Raw genomic sequence first — 20,169 nt, forward strand, 5'->3', positions numbered from 1 at the left:
TTCCTGACTATCTCTATAGTACAGGTTCTTTGCAGAACCTGTCTCCTGGTGGGGCCGAACAGATGATGCAATCTCATACTTGTGGATCTCTGCTGATCTTCTCTCTCGTACTTCTGGTATACCTTTTTCCGGTTCAGGTTTTTGCTGACGATAATTATACCGCTGGAGGATCTGCAGACTTCTTTTCAGATAGTTCTCATGCATCTGATCTGCCTGCCACTCACTCCTGGAGAGATAAACTATCGAGTGATCTACTCCAGTTGGTCGATCCATCTGCCTCTCCCTCAAGCAGTACCACTGCAGCCCTGACCCGGGAGATGGAACTCCTTGGCCAGATCAGGTTTGATTCACAGAACCGATCAGAAGTTCATGTTACCCTCACTCTGGTTCAGGACAGTTCTCTCATCAACGTCACCCGGTACCTGAATGAGTCGAGAGCAGATCCCGGTTTCGGCCTGATGACCGGATGGGTACGAACCGATCGGATCTCCAATCTCTCGTCCCTCCCTGAAGTCAGGGAAATACATACCGTCCTTTCGCCTGTCAGTTCAGGAATGATACTACCAACGAACCTGTCACGTACATCTGGTGCTGATAACCATCTGAACCAGACGCCCGAGAATTCATCAGTACTATCAGCGGAGACGTCGGATCCGACAGACCCTACAGATATCGGCATGAGAACGTTTGCATCAGAGACCGCATGGAAAGGAAAACTCTCAACCGATCTGGTTCAACTCCTCGATGATCACTATCTCTCTCCCGGTCAGTCGTCGGGCAATGCGGCAGACCTGATGCGGGCAACCGGAGAACTAAGGGGTTCAAAAGGGAATCAGAGCGAGGTGATGATCACAACCAGTATGAGTTTAGGATCATCTGTTGAACCAATCCAGTCCTTCTTCAGCAATGCAGGGACCGACAGCCGGTATGGCAGGGTTTCAGGCTGGCTGAGTATCCAGAATCTCTCACGGCTTGCACGAGAACCTGCAGTCCTCTCCGTCATGTCACAACTCCCTGCCTTTACGTCATATGTCACTACCGAAGGGGATGACATTCTTCATACCTGTGAAATTAGGAACACAACGAATCTTTCAGGTAAGGGAGTGAAGGTTGGTATCATTTCAGATGGCGTAACCAGTCTTGATGCAGTGGTTGCCGCCGGAGAGCTGCCCTCAAACATACATGTACTCAGTAACAAGATTGGGGGTGACGAGGGGAGTGCGATGCTCCAGGTTGTGCATGATATCGCCCCTGATGCAGAACTCTTCTTCTCTGATCGTGGTTCAAGTCAGATCGAGTTTGTGCAGGCCATGGATCGTCTGATCAGTGACGGGTGCAGGATCATCTGTGATGACATCACCTATGTTGAGCCGTTCTTTGAAGACGGGTACATCGCCCGCAATATCAGAGACCGGATTCTCTCGTATGACATATTGTATATCACGTCTGCCGGTAACTTTGCCCGGGAGCACTACCAGGCACCATTCAGCGGATACATGAACCAGGGATATCTCTGGCATGATTTCGAGGGTGCAAACGGCTCGAAGGATCTGAAGTTTACTGCTCCACCACATTCGGCAGGCCATGTAATTCTTCAGTGGGATGACCGGTTCTCTGAATCATCAAACAATTATGATCTCTTCCTCTACAACGATGAAACGAGGGAGATTGGGAGAAGTGTAAAGATTCAGGACGGGGATGATGACCCGATGGAGTATTGCCGGTTTGTAAACGAGAACGACTCCTCAAAAGATTTCTATGTCAGGGTTGTCCAGGCAGGAGGAGAGAACCGGACGATCGAACTGTATGTTCTGCCTCTTGGGGGAAGCCAGGTCTTGATGGATCCCTGCGTCCCTGAAGACTCGATGTTCGGTCAGCAGGCTGTTCCTGAAGCGATATCGGTGGGAGCAGTGATTCCAGATCTGAATAAAACTACAGTTGAACCGTACTCCTCTCGTGGTCCGATCACGATAAAGTACCCTGCACCTGAACTCAGACAGAAGCCTGAACTCTCTGCGCCTGACAACATCCTTGTGAGCACGGGAAAGGGAATTCTCGGATCATTCTCCGGGACAAGTGCTTCTGCCCCTCATATTGCAGGTATGAGTGCCCTGCTCTGGGAGGCAAATACTGAACTGAAGGCAGATGAGGTGAAACGCAGACTCCTTAATGCCACTCCGTCTTCTGCCACAGGGTGGCACCCGGACACCGGGTTTGGAGTGCCTGATGCCCGCCTCCTTATTCCTGCCGGGCAGACAGTAAACCGGTCTTCAGACCCCTGCCCTATTGTAAATGACTCCCGCCTGTCAAAGCCGAGAGAGATGGAGCAGCCTGAAACTCTTGCGTTGTACGCGGGGTGGAACATGATCTCAATCCCCTTTCCGCTCAAAGAAGGGAACAATACCGGGATTATTTTTTCGAGTGTAAATACAACAAGCCATACCATCTGGCGGTACTCCCCTGATACCCGGCACTGGGATCCGGTGGGGACCAGAGATCTCCTTCACCAGATGGACGTGATCTGGGTTCATGCGGCGAACAGGACCGACATCTCCCTTACCTATGATGATGACCGTAGAAACATGACTGCACGTCACCTTTCTGTAGGATGGAACCCGCTGGGTATCCCGGGAAGAAATACCCTCACGGCATCAGATCTTCTCGCTCCTCTTGGATCATCCTGGTCATATGTCCTGGTTTATGATTCAAGGGAACAGCAGTTCCGCCAGGTGATTGTAAACGGCGGAACTGGTGCCTATTCTGATGCCCGGCTTCTCTATCCCACAGAAGGTTTCTGGATTTATATGAACTGTCCTGGTATTATCATTCCCTGATGCCTGGGTCTGAACGGGAGAACTTATCTGTCTCCATGCCGAGATCAGAGTACCTGGGTAGTTCATAGTGGGGTCTTATGAAACATACTACAGGCGATATAGCGCAAGCCGTATCGTTCTGATAATATCAATACTAATCTGCTGGCTGATCTCTCCGGCTTTTGGTGATCAGGCTATACTGGAGGAGACCGAGCGGGTCATCCTCTATACTGCATCCGGTATGGAATCCCCGATAAATCTCTCATCACTAAACAATTCTGCAGTTGTAGAAAACTGCACCGTAGTCCTTCGTGCACCACAACTGAATTTCCTCGTTGTTCAGATTCCAGTCAACAACTCTTCTTTCTACCAGAATGAGCTTCTCAAAATTTCAGGAGTGAGCAGTGTTGAACAGGACCCTGTCCGCATCCCTGATTCCTTCTCAGGCACCCCTACATCAGATGTCAACATCTCTGACCAGTGGGCGTTCAACCGGACTGATATGCCTCGGGCATGGAGTATGGTAAAGCCTGGTTCATCATCCGCTGTTACGGTTGCTGTTCTTGATACCGGCGTTGACGTCTCCCATTCAGGGCTGAAACCGTTCATCAGTTCACAAGGATTTGACTGGGTAGATAACAGTTCAGCGATGCAGGATACCGACGGGCATGGCACATTTCTTGCAGGTATTGTCTGCGCCATCACAGGGGCCGGGCAGAATTTATCTGTCGAAAAAAAAATCTCTCTCATTCCTGAACGGGTCGGAACAAATACATCCGGTATCTTTGCCTCACGCTCTGCTGTGGCAATTCAGCATGCTGCAGACAATGGAGCCAGGATCATCCTGATGGGATATGGAGGATCGGGTCAGTCACCTGCCGAAGAAGCAGCGATCTCGTATGCAATCCGCAAAGGCTGTATCCTCATTGCCCCTGCCGGAAATGAAGCATCTAACGAGGGTCATTACCCCTCAGATTATTCTGATGTGATCTCTGTAGGTTCTACCGCAAAGACCGATGGCCTCTCCTACTTCTCAAATTATGGCATCTTTGTCGATCTCGTAGCTCCTGGAGAGGGTGTGATCTCTGCGTGGCCTGGTAACACGACAAAGACTGCAACCGGAACAAGCCCGGCAGCCGCACTTGTTGCAGGTACCACTGCCTTGATCACGGATGTCAATCCTGATCTGAGCAATGAAGAGATCAGATCAATCCTTGAATCAACCTCACACGATCTTGGAAGGACAGGACGCGATATCTATTATGGGTACGGCCTTCTGAATGCAGGGGCTGCAACAGCCGAAGCAGAGAAGCAACATACGAAAGGCCGAAACACAGAACCAATAAACCAGTCATCGGGATCAGAGCAGATCAAACGCAGTGGCTCGTTGGGAAAGGGTGGTATTGAGATCAACCTAAACCCTGGCTGGAACTTTGTATCAGTACCTTCGTATCCTGCGTCAGGAAAGACTGGTGGCGATCTCTTTCAGGGCATCAACACTGAGGGACATACCATCTGGAAGTTCAATGCAGTCAGCCAGGACTGGGTTGCTGTAGAAAAGCAGACCAACTTCACTCCTCTTGAAGGGTTCCTGCTCTATTCAGATCGGCAGACATCACTGCCGCTGGTTCTGGACAATCGGAACGGGACCCGTGTACTCAATATGAGTACTGGCTGGAATCTGGTGGGATCACCAAACCTGACGCCCATGAGTGCAAAGGATGCCCTTGTATCACTCTCAAAGAACTGGGTTTCACTCCTCCAGTATAACAGCACCATGCAGAACTACGATCCTGCTATCATCCCAGGAGCAAACGGGTCTCACTCAGACTCGCGGATGCTCTCACCCTTCTCGGCCTACTGGGTGTATATGAATGCAGGTGCTGTCTATCATCCCTGATGAAAACAGAAAAGCTATTAGCAGAAGCAGGAGAACAGAAAAGCAATGGTTGCCCTCGGGGAACGATTTTTGTATGGCTCTGAGATTGCAGGATCTCTGGTGATCGGGCTCATCTTTATCGGGACTGCACTGAGTGGCGATACTGCTGCTGATATGAGATGGAAACTGATTATCGGGGCTGTGCTCTGCTTCAGTTTCTCACTGGTCTTTCTGGTTATGTATATGAACTCAGTGAAAGATCGGCAGAAGAAAAGAATCTCGTAAAAAAAGATTAGATGATGATTGCGTTGGACATCTTGTCCTTCTCATCATCAAACTCGGCAACAACTGCTTCTGTTGTCAGGAGCATTCCTGCAATTGAGGCAGCGTTCTGGAGACCTGATCTGACAACCTTGGTCGGGTCGAGGACACCTGCTGCGAGAAGGTCTTCATAGGTATCCTTCTTGGCGTTGTATCCGAATGACTCGCTCTTGTTTGCCTTGATCGTCGAGATAACCTCTGCACCTTCGCGGCCTGCGTTGCTGGCGATCTGGCGGAGCGGCTCTTCAAGTGAACGTCTGACGATGTTTACACCAATCATCTGCTCGTCTTCGATCTTCAGCGTGTCGAGTGACTTTGCTGCACGGAAGAGTGTGACACCACCGCCAGGAACGTATCCTTCCTCGACTGCTGCCTTGGTTGCATTCAGTGCATCATCGATACGCATCTTTTTCTCTTTGACCTCAGTCTCGGTTGCTGCTCCTGCCTTGATGACAGCAACACCGCCTCCGAGCTTGGCGAGCCTGTTCTGAAGGGTGGTTTTGTCGTACTTCTTCTCTGCAACGTTGAGCTGGGACTCGATCAGTTTCTTCCGTGCCTCGATGTCGCTCTTCTTGCCTTTTCCACCGACAACGGTTGTCTTGTCCTGGTCAACCTTGATTGCCCGTGCCTGTCCGAGCATGTCCATGGTAACATCCTCAAGGTTCAGGTTTCTGGTCTCAGTGATGACAGTTGCACCGGTGAGGATGGCGAGGTCTTCGAGCATGTCCTTTCTGACATCTCCGAACTCTGGTGCCTTGACTCCACAGACCTTGATGGCTCCACGGATGATGTTCAGGATAAGTGCGGTCTGTGCCTCTCCGTCAATGTCATCTGCGATGATCAGCAGTGGCTTTCCGGTGGATGCGACCATCTCAAGAACAGGGACGAGCATCTTCACGCTGCTGATCTTCTTGTCAGTCAGAAGGATCAGTGGTTCGTCGAACTCGACAACACGGCGTTCCTGATCGGTGACCATGTAAGGGGAGATGTACCCGCGGTCGAACTGCATACCTTCAACGTGTTCGAGGTTGGTGTCAAGGGTCTTGGAGTTCTCGACGGTGATGACGCCGTTGTATCCGACCTTCTCCATCGCGTCAGAGATCAGCCCACCGATCTCCTCGTCGTTGTTTGCAGAGATGACAGCGATACGCTTGATTGTGTCTTTGTCCTTGACCTCGATCGTCTTGCTCTTGAGGTCTGCTACAACGGTCTCAACAGCCCGGTCAATACCCTTCTTGATCTCGATTGGGTTTGCACCTGCTGTGATGTTCTTGATGCCCTCGGCGATCATTGCCTGGGCAAGAACGGTTGCAGTAGTAGTTCCGTCTCCGGTGGTGTCCTGAGTCTTGGAGGCGACCTCCTTGATCAACTTGGCACCCATGTTCTCGAACTTGTCTTTCAGCTCGATCTCCTTGGCGATGGTGACACCATCATTGGTGACAACCGGGCCGGCCGGTTTGTCAAGAACAACGTTGCGCCCTTTCGGACCGAGTGTGATCTTTACGGTATTTGCGACCTTGTTAACGCCCTCAAGCAGTGCGTGACGGGCGTTCTCGCTGAACATAATCTGTTTGGTTGCCATAGTTTATTCTCCTCAGTCAAACTTAGCGACGATATTCTTGAACTCGACTATTATGTAGTCTTCCTTCTCAAACTCAACCTCTTCCTGGCTGTATCCACCGTAGATGACCTTGTCTCCGGCTTTGAGTGGGAGGTCTTTTCCGTCCTCGAAGGTACCGACTGCAATGACGTCTCCCTGTTTCTTCTTTTCCTTTGCTGATTCAGGGATATAGATGCCACCCTTGGTTTTTTCTTCCTGTTTAGAGGGCTTGATTAAAACCCGTGGTCCGATAGGTGTAATCGACATACTGATCTCCTTCAAATGAATACTACATTTAGATGTTGATTATTACTTCTATATATATTTTAGTTTCACTCCTGATATCATCTCAATAAAGTTGATATCATATCGATCGAAAAAAGAATGATCGAGAGTACATTTTATGCATCAGCGCTTAGTTCTTCAATACCTGCCAAAACCGGATCTAAAAGATCTGAAGCAGGAGGCCTATTGGCTCTGTGACACCCTTGGTCTTTCATCAGGTCGTGATGTTGAAGATTTATCAATACGGATTGTGCTGAGTCTTCTTGAGGAGTCGTCAAGAAGGGAAGGAATAGCCTCAGAACAGCTTGCAGATCTTCTAGGAATCACAACCGGGAGGGTTAACCACCACATCCGCAACCTCTCACGTTCAGGGGTGATCTACCGGAACCGTAGGCTCATTCACCTTCGTGGGAGAAGTATGCGTGACTCAGTTCAGGAACTGCGTAAGGATGCTGACCGGATATTTGACGAACTTGAAAAAGTGGCGTCAGAGATAGACACCATGATGGGGCTGCCTGGATCAGTCCGGAGTGTAGCAGAGTCTCATGCACTGGTCCTTCCATCCTCCCTCAAAAAGGAGATCTGATGGATCTGTTCTCTCATTTTCCTGGTATGTGACCCCTCCCAGTACGCCTTTTTGCAATACGGACACCAGGTTATCTTATCAGCTTCAAGTGGAGAGCATGGTATGATCTCCTGAACTTCTTTCATGCACACGCCGGGGGTTGCTTCTGATGCCGGGATAAGGAAGGTATTGCATACCGAGCAGCGGGTAAGCCTGAGATCGGGTACGATCAATCCTTCCATGATCAGATCTCTGATCTGATCTTCAAGTCGTTCTCCTGTAAGGTAAAGAACAAGGTCCTGATCTCGGTGTGCAAGATCTGCATCCCTGGTGAGCAGAATTCTATTCTCTGAACTGGCAGTCTTGAGCAGAATTGTGTCTTCTTTCAGGTTTCCTGGAGGAAGATCATTTGCGTTCAGGGTGTCATACCCTAGAAGACGCGGAAATCTGCAGAGCGATCCAACCATCCGGTCACAGATAAACCTCGGTTCTGAAGGCCCTTCTGTCATCTCTTTATGCTCACTGCGATTGGTTCACCACAGTGGGCGCAATGGGTTCCATTTAGGTTCTCAGTATGTACAGAATATCCTGCCCGGTTGATCACGATCTCTCCACATTCCGGGCAGTAGGTATGCTCATACCTGTGCCCTCCCACGTTTCCAAGGTAAGGATACCTGAGCCCTTTTTCCTTAGCAAGTTCGTAGATCTTTTCCAGGGTTCTTATCGGTGTAGCCGGCCTTTCAGTCATGCGGAAATCTGGGTGGAACCTGGTAAAATGCATCGGTGTGTCAGGTCCGAGATTTGTGATAACCCAGTCAATCAGGTCATCCATCTCCTCCATGCTGTCATTCAGGCCCGGTATTACCAGGGTTACAGTCTCGATATGGAGCCCGAGTTCTTTTGCCCGCATTGTTGTATCAAGTACCGGCTGCAGACGTGCCTTGCACACCGATCGGTAGAACTCATCAGAAAAAGCTTTGAAATCCACCCTCCATGCATCAAGTTCCGGGGCCAGTTCACTCAGTGCTTCATCGGTCATGTACCCGTTGGTCACGTAGATCGTCTTCATGCCTTCGCGGTGAGCGAGGACTCCCATATCCCTTGTATACTCATACCACAAGGTAGGTTCATTATATGTCCATGAAATTGATGCACAGCCATGAGTCTGTGCTCTTCTGACTGCTTCTTCAGGAAGAATCATCTGAAGCGGTCTGTCGATATGGTCCGGCTGTGAAATATGCCAGTTCTGGCAGTGTGTGCAGGAGAAGTTACAACCGATGCTCCCAAGGGAGTATGAGAGTGTTCCTGGTAGAAAGTGATTCAGGGGTTTCTTTTCGATGGGATCGATTGCCTCTGCCGAGACACGGGCATATGTGCCTGCGATAAGTCTGCCTTTGTGGTTTCTCCTGACTCCGCACCGTCCTGTCTTCTGATCAGGAATATGACATCGGTGATTGCAGAGTGAGCATCTCACTGAATCATCTGGTCCGGTTGTATATTGAAGTGCTTCCTTCTCCTGGAAATATGATCCACTCATCTGCTACTTCTCCCCTGTTCTGGCGTGGAACTGATATTGTGGTGATGGCCTAGTACCTGTGTGCCAGCCATCAGTTCTGACGGCAACCTATATCCCCCTTTTCATGAAATATATCGGGTTGAATGTCCACCATTGTTCTGTCTCTGGGTGGTTCGATCCTCATGCCTGGGCTCGACTCACCTAATATTAAACCTTATATCCCTGTTCTTGAGAAAATTGCATCAATTCATCGTCTTTTTGTTGTGGTGGGCGGCGGCGGTGAGGCTCGACGCTATATTACTGTTGCACGATCACTTGGTGTCGATGATGCATCTGCCGATGAACTTGGAATTCTCGTTACCCGGCTAAATGCCACCCTCCTGGTTCAGGCACTGAAAGATTCTGCCTGGCCAAAGGTGGTTGAGAATCATACCGAAGCGCTTGCCGCGGCTGAGTCAGGAAAGATCGTTGTCATGGGTGGTGTTACTCCTGGTCAGACCACCGATGCAGTTGCTGCGGTCCTGGCAGAACGCTCCCGGGCCTCTGTGTTTTTTAATCTGACATCGGTAGATGGGATCTACTCTGCAGATCCGAGAAGTGATTCTTCGGCGGAACGGTATGAGATGATCACCCCTGCAAGACTTCTTGAGATTGTGGTTCATCAGCAGGCAGTGGCTGGAATGAATACCGTCATGGATGTCGTTGCAGTAAAGATGGTTGAACGGTGCGGTATCCCGTTGATCGTGCTTGACGGGAGAGACCCTGTAGCGCTTCTCAATGCTGTTGAGGCTGGTATCTGCAGGGGAACTGTTGTAAGCAGAGAGGGAGTGAGCCCGCTTCCGCTCACATAACCAAACGCTTAAATGAGTGGTGTGCTAACATTAGTAGCGCACGGGGTAATAGGGTAGCCTGGTCCATCCTAGAGCGTTTGGGACGCTTTGACCGCAGTTCAAATCTGCGTTACCCCATTTCTGTTTTATGGATTCTTCTGTGCATTGCACGATCTTCCGCCTCCTGTCCAATGAGTATGATCTTGATTCATCACGTGATGAATTTCTTCATTTTGAAAATCCCTATCAGATCCTCATCGCGACTATTCTTTCAGCCCAGACTACGGATCGGACTGTAAATCTGGTAACAAAAGAACTCTTTACACGATATCCTGATCCTGCTTCACTTTCTGTTGCCCATCAGGAGGATGTGGAATCCATCATTCACCCAACCGGGTTTTACCGGGCGAAATCCCGCAACATCATCGCTGCAGCCCGGACTCTGATGAGTTCATTTGGCGGAAAGGTTCCTGATGAGATCAATAAGCTGATAACGCTCCCTGGTGTTGGTCGAAAGACTGCAAACATCGTGATTCATCACGGGTTTGGCAGGGCAGACGGGATTGCCGTGGATACTCATGTGGGACGACTATCTGGAAGGCTTGGCCTCTCTGATCACCAAGATCCCAACCAGATTGAGCAGGATCTTCTGAAGTTGTTCCCAAGAGAGGTCTGGGGTGATATCAACGGCTTGTTTATTCTCCACGGCAGAAAGATATGTCAGGCCAGGAAACCAGCCTGCAGCCTGTGTGTTCTCTCTTCGCTCTGCAGGTTTGCATCATCATCTCATTAATAAATTTGCATCTTGTTACGGCATGTATTTCCTGATTGCTGCTCTACCTATGTGTGGTGATGCCATGGCAATCTCATATTCATCCGCATCTGTGTGTGCAGACATGAATATCAGGTGAGCTGGCAGTTTCAGATTATCATTATAATTTCCAGGTCCCTGTTTCATCTTCTGTGAGCGGATGCTTTGTACCGCTAAAAAATATGAACACATACTGAAGAAGATGATCACACTCACTACAAAACGACTTGAACTCATTCCCGTCACTGCTGAACTCTGTTATGCCGATCTACACTCCCGCAATGAATTCAGTTCCCATCTGCGTGCCCGGGTGCCTGACTCGTGGCCCCCTGCTCTGCTTCCTCCGGAGACTCTGAAAGAGTTTATTGAACTGCTGACAGCTGAAGGAGGGAGCAGGTTATATGCGTACTACTGGGTAAGAACCGGGATTATATCGGATGACCGGGTTCTTATCGGGAGTGGTGGGTTTGTGCTTGGCCCGGATAGTATTCCCGAGCTCGGATACTCTGTCCTTGAAGAATTTCAGAGGCAGGGGTATGCAACAGAAGCTGTACATGTGATGATTAGTCAGGTCCGAAAAAATCCTGATATTGCCGGCATCAAAGCCTGTACATTCCCTTCTCTTATCGGATCAATCCGCGTTCTTGAAAAGAGCGGGTTCGTTCTGACAGGGAATGGTTCTGAAGAAGGTTCGATAGCCTATTGGCTGAACCTTTAACTTTTTTTAATCTGAACAAACAAAAGAGATGCGAGTATGGACCGAGCGGGAATTGAACCCGCGGCCTCTACCATGCCAAGGTAGCGATCTACCACTGATCTACCGGCCCGCCTTACTAGGTTGTATGAACTTCCATATATATTCTGTCATTTCTCTAAATTGGGTGGTTGCACAGATTCAGAACCCGTCTGCATCATCTGATATGAGTAATGAACACCAATAAATAATGTAGCTACAACTCCTGACAGAGTCTGCACGGGGAAACATGCTGGGAATTATTGGTGGAACATCGCTTCTTGAGTTCTCATTCGGGGATTTGAATAGAAAAATAGTCCATACTCCGTATGGATCGTCAGAGGTTCTTCTGGGAACTGGCATTGCGCTTCTCCTCAGACACCAGAACAGGCGTGCTCCTCATCAGATCGCGTATCGCGCTCATATGTCAGCCCTTGCCGTTCTTGGAGTGGACCGGATTGTTGCCATAGGTTCAACCGGATCACTCCAGTCCTCTATCCCACCAGGTAGTCTGGTTATTCCTGATGATTACATCTCCCTCTCCGCATCTTCAACCATCTTCAACCACTCCATAGGACATGTCAGTCCTGAGTTTTCGCGTGATCTGATCAGCCGTCTTGCTGAAGCAGTGCCCGATGCCCGTATTGGTGGTACCTATATTCAGACCGATGGCCCACGGATAGAGACCGCGGCTGAGATAAGATGGATGGCTGGGATCGCGGACCTCGTTGGTATGACTGTTGCATCAGAAGCAACAATAGCACGGGAACTTGACATTCCCCTGGCTGCAATCTGTACTGTTGACAACTATGCAAACGGTATAGCAAGTAAAGAGGTCACCTACGATCAGATCGTTGCGAATGCCAGGTTATACAAAGAGCGAACCGGCTCGATGCTACAGGCTATTATCTCCCGGTGTGCCTGAATATATGCCCGGCAGTGGTATGATGAAAATAATTCCGGATTGTGAATAAGATAGGTTTTATCCGCTCTGAAACAGACCCTATGATTAGCCGTCAGTCACGAAGGAGGAAGAGAGATTGGCATTAACGTCGATCCTTACAATTGGAGATCCACAACAATTTTCGAGTATAACACGTTTATTCTCGGAAAATGGCGCTAAGGTGGATATCTTCTCAGTGACTGATATCAAGGAGAGTTTTAAGAAACTCCAGACGACTCACATCGATGTTCTGATATCTGATTTTGATCTCGGGCCACAGAACGGAATTGACTTTATCACCCGGCTGAAAAAGCAGATCCAGTCAAGCCCGATATCTATATTTACTGGTGACCAGGGTCCGGCTATTGCAAAAGAGGCACTCAAGGCTGGCATAGATTACTACTTTCAGAAAAATGGCGATCCTGATCTTGAGAAGGCTCAGTTAAATACCTTTATCAAACAGGTTGTGAAGTGGAAACAGGCCGAAGAGGCACATCAGTACGCTGAAACCAACTTTCATACCATAGTCGAGGCGACTGAAGACTCAATATACATGATAGACCGGCATTACCGGTATCTCTATATTAATACACCTCATTTAAAACGACTTGGCATCTTCGGAGAAGAATATGAGTCCAAAATGTACCGTGATCTCCACTCAGAAGAGGAGAATAAACGGTTTATCAACTCGATGAGCCAGGTCCTGACCCACAGTAATTTTTATCTCGAGGAGTATGAGAAAGAGGGGCGATACTACTACCGCAAGTTCATCCCTATCAAGTATCAGTCCTCTTCACAGGTACTTGCAGTAACCGTTGTCTCTACAGATATCACCGACCGGGTCAGGCTTGAGGACGAGGTATCCAGAAGTGCATCCCTCACCACTGCCACCCTCGAATCCACATCTGATGGAATTTTTGTGGTTGACCGGGCAGGCAAGGTCATCAATTACAACCAGAAGTTCCTCGACATGTGGTACATCCCTGAGACCGTAATCGAGGAGAAGGATGAGGAGGTGATCCTTGCCTACCTTGAGGACCAGCTTGAAGACCGGAATTCGTTCATCGAACGGGTAAACTGGCTCCGGAATAACCCTGACAAGGATGCATTCGATGTTCTTGAGTTTCGTGATGGCAGGATCTTTGAGAGGCTTACCCTTCCCCAGCGCATCGGGGGGACCATCATCGGGAGGGTGTGGAGTTTCCGCGATGTGACACAGCAGCGTTCCACCCTCTCTGCCCTGCAGGTCACACAGGCGAACTACCGGAGCGTGGTCGAGTCTACCGGTGACTCGATCTACATGGTGGATCTCGATTCATGTTACATCTTCATGAATACATATCACCGCAAGAAACTGGGTGATCTTGCTGACAAGTACCTGGAGCAGCGGATGCGGGTCATGCTTCCACCGGGAGAGGACAAACGGTTTGATGAAGCAGTCAAACGTGTTTCATCATCCAGAAAGATGTTCATGGACGAGATCCACTGGTTTGGTCGTGATTACATCAGGAGGTTCAGCCCTGTCAGGGATGATGATGATGGAGAGGTCAGGGCGATCACCGTTGTACTCACTGATATCAGTGAACGAAAAGCTGCAGAACAGGAGATTCGTAACTCAGAAGAGCGCCTGAAGATCCTCTTTGACCATGCACCTGAAGCGTACTTCCTCACTGATATTAAGGGAACCTTTGTTGACTCTAACCGTGCCGTGACTGAACTGACCGGTTTTACCAAAGATGATCTTCACGGGCGCAATATCTTCACGATGGGGCTGATCGCCTCGATGCATATCACCAAGACTGCCGTTCTGTTTGCACGCAACGCTCTTGGAAAGGCAACTGGGCCTGAGGAGATGAAGATTCATCGCAAAGATGGATCCACGGTCTATGCCGAGGTCGTAACCTATCCGATAAAGATCCAGGATCAGAGCCTCGTAATGACCATTGCCCGCGATATCACGCTTCGTAAAGAGGCTGAAGAGGCACTCAAAGAGCGTGAAGAGCAGTATCGTCTCCTTGTAAACAATGCAAACGAGATCGTTCTGGTTCTGCGTAGCGGTACCATCATCTTCTCAAATCCAAAGGCATCTTCTGTCTTTAAGCGGAATCGGGAAGAGCTGGCCGGGCATGACCTGGCATCCTGGGTTCATGCTGATGATACCGGAGTCATTCAGAATCTCATCGCAGAGGCGGCCGCGAGTGGGGCAATACATGCAGGGAATGTGATCCGTGTGTATGACAATTCGGGTGAGGTCAGGTGGCTTGAGATCGGTATGGTTGGCATTACCTGGAAGGAAGGGCCTGCACTGTTATTCCTTGGTAATGATGTTACTGATCGGAAGATAGCACAGGATGCCCTGGTGCAGAGCAACAAGAAACTGAACCTGCTCTCAAGTATTACCAGGCATGATGTGCTGAATCAGATCACCATCCTGCTTGCATATCTGGATCTTCTCAGAAAGAAGAATGCTGATCAGAACCTGGTTCCTTTTATCGAGAAACAGGCTGAAGCGACCCAGGCTATAAGGAGTCAGATCGTCTTCACCAAAGAGTACCAGGATGTCGGGGTGAAGGCCCCGCAGTGGCAGAATGTCGGCGAAAAGATCAGGACAGCGAAAGAACTTCGCAAGTGCGAGTATGTCGGATGGGATGAGAGCCTTGATAGGTTTGAAATATTTGCTGACCCTCTGCTTGAAAAGGTCTTTTCAAATCTTATCTCAAACTCGCTGATGCACGGGGAGCGTGTAGACAGAATCTTCTTCTCCGTTGTTCAGAAGGACGGCGGGGTTGTTCTGGTCTACGAAGACAACGGTATAGGTATCCCCGCAAATGAGAAAAAGAAGATATTTGAGCATGGATATGGTAAAAACACCGGGTTCGGTCTCTTCCTCTCCCGTGAGATCCTGGCGATCACCGGACTTTCGATCACTGAAACAGGCACTCCGGGGTCTGGGGCACGGTTTGAGGTCCAGCTTCCTGCCAATACGTTCAGGTACATCTGACAGGGCACCTTGTATGATCTTCAGGTGAACAGCCGGTATCCTCTCTCTTCCAGGGCAGCACGAATAATCCTGAGATGAATTGAACCACGGGTTTCCAGTTCTATCTCAACTCTGGCGTAATCGGCGGGAGTCTGCGGGTCTGTTGTTGTGTGATGGATCTGTAGGATGTTGCCTCCTTCTTTTCCAATAACTGCAAGAAGATCAACAAGGGAACCCGGATGATCCTGCAATTCGACAAAAAATCTGAATATTCTCCCGTCAAGTGTGAGACCATGACTGATGGTTCTCCCAAACTGATGGGTATCGATGTTTCCACCGCTTATTATCACTGCCACTCTACTTCCTTTTCTGATCTGGCATTTTCCACTGATTAGTGCTGCCAGCGGAGCAGCACCTGCTCCCTCAGCGATCACCCGTTTTCGTTCCATAAGTGCGAGTACTGCAGTTGCGATCTGGTCTTCATCTACCTCGATCAGAGAATCGACAAGGTCCCGGATCACCGGGTATGCCAAGTCCCCAGTTCTGTTCACCCTGATTCCGTCAGCAAGAGTCCACTTTGATGAGACACAGGCCGGCCCTCCTTCACGAAGAGCTTGCGATGCCGAGGGACAGTGTACAGCCTGAACACCGATGATAATGCAGGAAGGTCTGAGTGTTTTGACCGCACAGGCAATACCTGATATAAGTCCACCTCCTCCTACCGGTACAATGATCACATCCACATCCGGGAGGTCCTCGATGATCTCAAGACCTATTGTTCCCTGCCCTGCAATGACATCTGAATCGTTGAATGGGTGCACAAACAGGTGGTCGTTTCCTGCTCTCCTGATTCCCTCAACGGCACATTCATCTATGGTTGATCCGGTTATGACAACTTCTGCACCGTACCCCCTGGTGGCTTCCTGTTTGGTTAGTGAGGCCCATCCGGGCATAAAGATAGTTGCCTTAACTCCGGCTATCTTTGCTGCTACAGCGACACCCTGGGCGTGATTTCCTGCTGAAGCTGCTATCACTCCTTTGAGATCCGGATTCTTCTCTATGGCACAGAGAATAGCATTCAGGGCCCCCCTGATCTTAAACGATCCTGCAATCTGGAGAGTCTCAAGCTTCAGGCTGACCTGTGTGTTGGTCATCTCAGAAAAGGTCGGACTACTGATGAGCGGGGTTCTCAGGATATGGGGTTTGATCCTCACTTGTGCATCCCTGATGGCAGCAAGGGTCAGCATATATCAGGATCTTCTTTTCCAGTAATGAGTCTGACGGCGATCTCTGTCCCCTATTTGATCACCTGATCGGGTCTATCATTCAACGGTTTTTATATTGCATAACCACAAAGATGGATTGATTCATCTGAACCATGGCTCAAATACTTCATTTTGTGGTTGAGGGGGTGCAGGGTGCCCTCCCCCTTGATGAGAGTATGTACCTGGTACGGATGGCAGAGCTTGATCCGCCGCCTTCTGGTTCGTCGCTGGTGGCAGGCACTCTGAACCTTCATGGCATCAGGATTCCTGTTTATTCACTTCGGACCCTCTTTGGCCTGCCTGAACGTTCTCCCCGCCTGAATGACAGCCTGATTATTGCCAAAACGGGAACATTCAGAGTCGCTCTCTGGGTTGATGAAACATATGTGGTTCAGGAGAGTGCAGGTGATGAGATCCTGGCTGAATCACCAGTCTATTCAGACCAAGGAGTATCGATCTCAAAAGATGCCATACTCATTCATGATCTCCCCTTTTTTCTTGAGTCATGCAGGACCGGAGAGAATGCCATCCTCTCGTTCCTTTCAGAACATCCGGAGATGGTGAATCACCAGATAGCAACAAGAGATGAGCCTTGTGATTTCGGAGATTCTGAAAAGATCAGGCAGCAGCTTTCAGAGCGGGCAACTGTTCTTGCCAGGCCGGAGGAAGGACCGCCTGAAACCTCATCTATCGAGGTTATAAAATTCAGACTTGTTTATCGCGATTACGCTGCAGAGATGCGGTTTGTGAGGGAGGTTGTTCTCACCCGCGAGATAACCCCGGTTCCGACAGCACCTGATCACATCGTCGGTGTCTGCCCGGTTCGGGGAGAGATCATTCCTCTGGTGGATCTCAGGGTTCTTCTCTCTATCCCTGAAAAGGGTCTGACAGATCTGAATCAGGTTATTGTCCTGACAGATGGTCAGATCACGTTTGGCATTCTTGCAGATCAGATCACGGGTATCAGTCTTCTTCCTGTTGAGGAGATCCAGAAGGCAGGCCCTGAATATGCACCTGGTGAGCCTAATTATATCTTCGGTGTGGTCAGTTCTGGTCTGATGGTGATCAATGCAGCCGCAATTCTATCAGATCCAAAGATGATCGTCGATCAGAGCGGGGAGTCAGAACATCCGGTGACGGCCGGGCAGCGTGCATGGTGAAATAATGAGTGGTGAGCGAATATTCCGGTTGCCAGTTAGTCTGTGTATCAGAAGTGGAGAATAAGGAGTCCTGTGATGATTCAGTTTTTCAGAGATTTGAAAGTAGGTACTAAGATTCTTGTTATCTGCCTCTTTCTTGCCATAATTCCAACGTTATTACTTGGTGTTGTGGCATATTCCAGTTCAAGCAGCGTTATCAATGAACAGATCGAGACCCTGCTTGAGACACAGGTTCAGGACATGAAAGGGTGGACAAACGATGTCTACAAACTGACCCGAGTCAAGGTGAACAGTGACCTGAATGTTCTGAAGCAGAACTTCTATTCAAAAGGTACTCCCTCCATTGTCGATGGAAATATGACTCTCTCGGATCGGACCGGAAACCGGTACGTGATCAATAATAACTTTGAGATCGTTGACAAGGTGCAAGAACTTGTGGGTGGGGCTGCTACCGTCTTTCAGGTGTATAATGACTCGTACGCAGTCCGCATCTCAACAAATGTCATTGGTACTGACGGGGAGAGAGCAGTCGGAACTCATCTGACCGATAATGTCTATGATGTGGCTGTCAAGAAAGGTGAGACCTATTATGGCAGGCGTGATCTGTTCGGTAAAAACTATGTCACAGCCTATGAGCCGATAAAAGATCTGAACGGCGAGGTTATTGGTGTACTCTTTGCCGGAACTGAAGAGGGTCAGACTCTTGATATCGTCAAGAAAAGTATCAATGAGACGACTGTCGGCAGACACGGGTACATGTATGTTGTCGACGGTTCAGGCAATGTTCTGATACATCCAGCTCTTGCCGGGCAGAATCTTTCTGATATGAGTTATATCCAGGAGATGTTTGGGAAGAAGGAAGGATCCATTGCTCATAACATCAACGGGACGATGGTCTTTGATGCATACACCTACTATGAACCTCTGGACTGGTACATCGTCTCCCGTGCCGATCTTTCTGATTTTTCAGGTCCCATCGATACCCTTCGAAACACCATATTTGCACTTGTAACTGCCTCCATCCTGCTCGGTGCCATCATCGCGTTCATGTTCGGGCGTTCGATCTCATTGCCCCTGCAGCAGGTGGTAGTCATGATCAAAGAACTTCGCAACGGCCATGTATCAGCCAGGCTTAATATCCAGCGTCAGGATGAGATCGGGATCATGGCTGCCACAATGGATGAGTTTGCTGATGATCTTCAGACCAATGTTGTGGAAACGATCAAGAAGATTGCAACCGGTGAGTACATCTTAGAATTCTCTGAACCGGTTGATGAGAGCGATGAGATCAGACCTGCTCTGAAGATGATGGTTGAGTCCCTTGATCACCTTCACAAAGAGACGATCAAACTCACCAACGTTGCCCGTGCCGGAGATCTCTCGGTACGTGGTGATGAGAATGCGTTCTCAGGCGGGTACCGGATGATCATCGCCGGGTTCAACAAGACTCTTGAGACGATCACCGAACCGGTGAATGAGGCGATGCGCCTTGCCAGGTTCTATGCGTCAGGAGATTTCACAGCCAGGTTTGATGAGACGATCCCGGTGGCCGGTGAGTTTGTTGCGTACCGTGATGCCCTGAACACTATTGGTATCGAACTCTCAAGGCTCATGAAATTGATCACCGAAGAACTGTACGAGGGTGTGTCTGTGCTCTCTTCGGCTTCAAGTGAGATCCTGACCGTTACAACCCAGCTCTCCTCTGCAAGTTATCAGACTGCTGCGACTGTGAATGAGACCTCTGACACTGTGGAGGCTGTCAGAAAGAAGACCGAACTTGCTAACCAGAAGACAAAAGCTGTTTCTGAAAAAGCTCTCCGTGCTATTCAGGTGTCTGGAGAAGGACAACGGTCAGTGCAGGAGATCCTTGATGGGATGAATCATATCCAACGGCAGATGGACATGATCGGGATCAATGTCATCAAACTTTCAGAACAGAGCCAGGCTATCGGGGAGATCATAGCCACCGTCACTGAAATCTCTGATCAATCCAACTTTCTTGCTGTGAATGCTTCAATAGAAGCAGCAAAGGCTGGTGAGTTTGGGAAAGGATTTGCTGTGGTTGCACATGAGATCCATAACCTTGCCCAGCAGTCAAAACAGGCGACTGCCAATATCAGAACAATTCTGACCGATATCCAGCGTGGTGTCACGTCAACGGTGGTCTCAACCGAGCGGGGTACAAAAACCGTTGCCGATGCTGCCAGGCTGACAAGTGATGCCAGGGAAGCGATTGAGGTTCTCACTCGTACAAGTGCTGATTCATCACAGGAAGCACTTGAGATTGCAACCTCTATTCAGGACCAGGTAGCCGGGATGGACCAGATATCCCTTGCGATCGAGAAGATCAGGGATGCTGCCCAGAAAAATCTTGAAACCACCAGAAAAGCGGAAAAAACTGCAGAGGATCTGCACGAACTTGGTGTAAGATTAAAGAAGATCACCGAACAGTATCACGTCTGAACCAG

At 49.3% G+C, this 20,169-nt stretch carries 16 protein-coding genes and 2 tRNA genes; 12 read left to right on the forward strand and 6 right to left on the reverse strand.

Annotated elements, in window-relative coordinates; genetic code table 11:
- Window positions 1–62: 62 nt before the first annotated feature.
- The 3 genes from ACHZA2_RS15130 to ACHZA2_RS15140 all read left to right on the forward strand — a co-directional run bounded on the left by ACHZA2_RS15130 (window position 63) and on the right by ACHZA2_RS15140 (window position 4,977).
- A complete protein-coding gene (locus ACHZA2_RS15130) occupies window positions 63–2,834 on the forward strand; it encodes a S8 family serine peptidase (protein WP_319580396.1) in 2,772 nt (923 codons plus the stop codon).
- 67 nt (window positions 2,835–2,901) lie between these two features.
- Window positions 2,902–4,713: a S8 family serine peptidase gene (locus tag ACHZA2_RS15135; RefSeq protein WP_319580397.1), complete on the forward strand. Its 1,812-nt coding sequence runs from the start codon at window positions 2,902–2,904 to the stop codon at window positions 4,711–4,713.
- Window positions 4,714–4,758: 45 nt separating this feature from the next.
- Window positions 4,759–4,977 carry a hypothetical protein gene (locus tag ACHZA2_RS15140; protein ID WP_319580398.1) on the forward strand — a complete coding sequence of 73 codons (219 nt, stop codon included), beginning with the start codon at window positions 4,759–4,761 and terminating at the stop codon, window positions 4,975–4,977.
- Window positions 4,978–4,984: 7 nt separating this feature from the next.
- Here ACHZA2_RS15140 and groL read toward each other — a convergent pair whose 3' ends face one another.
- A complete protein-coding gene (groL, locus tag ACHZA2_RS15145) occupies window positions 4,985–6,595 on the reverse strand; it encodes a chaperonin GroEL (RefSeq protein WP_319580399.1) in 1,611 nt (536 codons plus the stop codon).
- Between the two features lie 12 nt (window positions 6,596–6,607).
- A complete protein-coding gene (gene groES / locus ACHZA2_RS15150) occupies window positions 6,608–6,880 on the reverse strand; it encodes a co-chaperone GroES (RefSeq protein WP_319580400.1) in 273 nt (90 codons plus the stop codon).
- Window positions 6,881–7,016: 136 nt separating this feature from the next.
- Here groES and ACHZA2_RS15155 point away from each other — a divergent pair, with 136 nt between their 5' ends.
- On the forward strand, window positions 7,017–7,484 hold the full coding sequence (locus tag ACHZA2_RS15155; protein WP_319580401.1) for a winged helix-turn-helix domain-containing protein: 468 nt from the start codon (window positions 7,017–7,019) through the stop codon (window positions 7,482–7,484).
- On the opposite strand, the gene ACHZA2_RS15160 is transcribed toward ACHZA2_RS15155, so the two are convergent.
- Together ACHZA2_RS15160 and amrS are read right to left on the reverse strand one after the other, a co-directional pair.
- Window positions 7,442–7,972, reverse strand: coding sequence for a Mut7-C RNAse domain-containing protein (locus ACHZA2_RS15160; RefSeq protein WP_319580402.1), 531 nt, complete (start codon window positions 7,970–7,972; stop codon window positions 7,442–7,444). The two genes, ACHZA2_RS15155 and ACHZA2_RS15160, sit on opposite strands and share 43 nt — an antisense overlap.
- On the reverse strand, window positions 7,969–9,000 hold the full coding sequence (gene amrS, locus ACHZA2_RS15165) for an AmmeMemoRadiSam system radical SAM enzyme (RefSeq protein WP_319580403.1): 1,032 nt from the start codon (window positions 8,998–9,000) through the stop codon (window positions 7,969–7,971). The genes ACHZA2_RS15160 and amrS overlap by 4 nt, the downstream gene beginning before the upstream one ends.
- Before the next feature lie 122 nt (window positions 9,001–9,122).
- On the opposite strand from amrS, the gene pyrH reads away from it, so the two are divergent.
- The 4 genes from pyrH to ACHZA2_RS15185 all read left to right on the forward strand — a co-directional run bounded on the left by pyrH (window position 9,123) and on the right by ACHZA2_RS15185 (window position 11,338).
- Window positions 9,123–9,830, forward strand: coding sequence for a UMP kinase (gene pyrH / locus ACHZA2_RS15170; RefSeq protein WP_319538040.1), 708 nt, complete (start codon window positions 9,123–9,125; stop codon window positions 9,828–9,830).
- 42 nt (window positions 9,831–9,872) lie between these two features.
- Window positions 9,873–9,947, forward strand: a tRNA-Pro gene (locus ACHZA2_RS15175).
- A 10-nt stretch (window positions 9,948–9,957) separates the two neighbouring features.
- Window positions 9,958–10,602 (forward strand): endonuclease III, encoded by a 645-nt coding sequence (gene nth, locus ACHZA2_RS15180; RefSeq protein ID WP_319538039.1) that lies wholly within the window; start codon window positions 9,958–9,960, stop codon window positions 10,600–10,602.
- Between the two features lie 220 nt (window positions 10,603–10,822).
- Window positions 10,823–11,338 carry a GNAT family N-acetyltransferase gene (locus ACHZA2_RS15185; RefSeq protein ID WP_319538038.1) on the forward strand — a complete coding sequence of 172 codons (516 nt, stop codon included), beginning with the start codon at window positions 10,823–10,825 and terminating at the stop codon, window positions 11,336–11,338.
- A 37-nt stretch (window positions 11,339–11,375) separates the two neighbouring features.
- Here the strand turns inward: ACHZA2_RS15185 and ACHZA2_RS15190 are convergent.
- A tRNA-Ala gene (locus tag ACHZA2_RS15190) sits at window positions 11,376–11,447 on the reverse strand.
- Between the two features lie 156 nt (window positions 11,448–11,603).
- Between ACHZA2_RS15190 and ACHZA2_RS15195 the strand changes: the two genes are divergently transcribed.
- A complete protein-coding gene (locus ACHZA2_RS15195; RefSeq protein WP_319580404.1) occupies window positions 11,604–12,278 on the forward strand; it encodes an MTAP family purine nucleoside phosphorylase in 675 nt (224 codons plus the stop codon).
- A 115-nt stretch (window positions 12,279–12,393) separates the two neighbouring features.
- The gene (locus ACHZA2_RS15200) at window positions 12,394–15,297 is read left to right on the forward strand and encodes a PAS domain S-box protein (RefSeq protein ID WP_319580405.1); all 2,904 of its coding nucleotides are present in this window, start codon (window positions 12,394–12,396) and stop codon (window positions 15,295–15,297) included.
- 20 nt (window positions 15,298–15,317) lie between these two features.
- Here ACHZA2_RS15200 and ilvA read toward each other — a convergent pair whose 3' ends face one another.
- Complete coding sequence (ilvA, locus tag ACHZA2_RS15205; protein WP_319580406.1) at window positions 15,318–16,523, reverse strand: threonine ammonia-lyase; 1,206 nt, start codon at window positions 16,521–16,523, stop codon at window positions 15,318–15,320.
- A 131-nt stretch (window positions 16,524–16,654) separates the two neighbouring features.
- Here ilvA and ACHZA2_RS15210 point away from each other — a divergent pair, with 131 nt between their 5' ends.
- Window positions 16,655–17,701, forward strand: a complete 1,047-nt coding sequence (locus ACHZA2_RS15210) for a chemotaxis protein CheW (protein WP_319580407.1) — start codon at window positions 16,655–16,657, stop codon at window positions 17,699–17,701.
- Between the two features lie 75 nt (window positions 17,702–17,776).
- Window positions 17,777–20,164, forward strand: coding sequence for a Cache 3/Cache 2 fusion domain-containing protein (locus ACHZA2_RS15215; protein ID WP_319580408.1), 2,388 nt, complete (start codon window positions 17,777–17,779; stop codon window positions 20,162–20,164).
- Window positions 20,165–20,169 lie beyond the last annotated feature (5 nt).

This window comes from uncultured Methanospirillum sp. (assembly GCF_963668415.2).
Lineage (GTDB): Archaea > Halobacteriota > Methanomicrobia > Methanomicrobiales > Methanospirillaceae > Methanospirillum.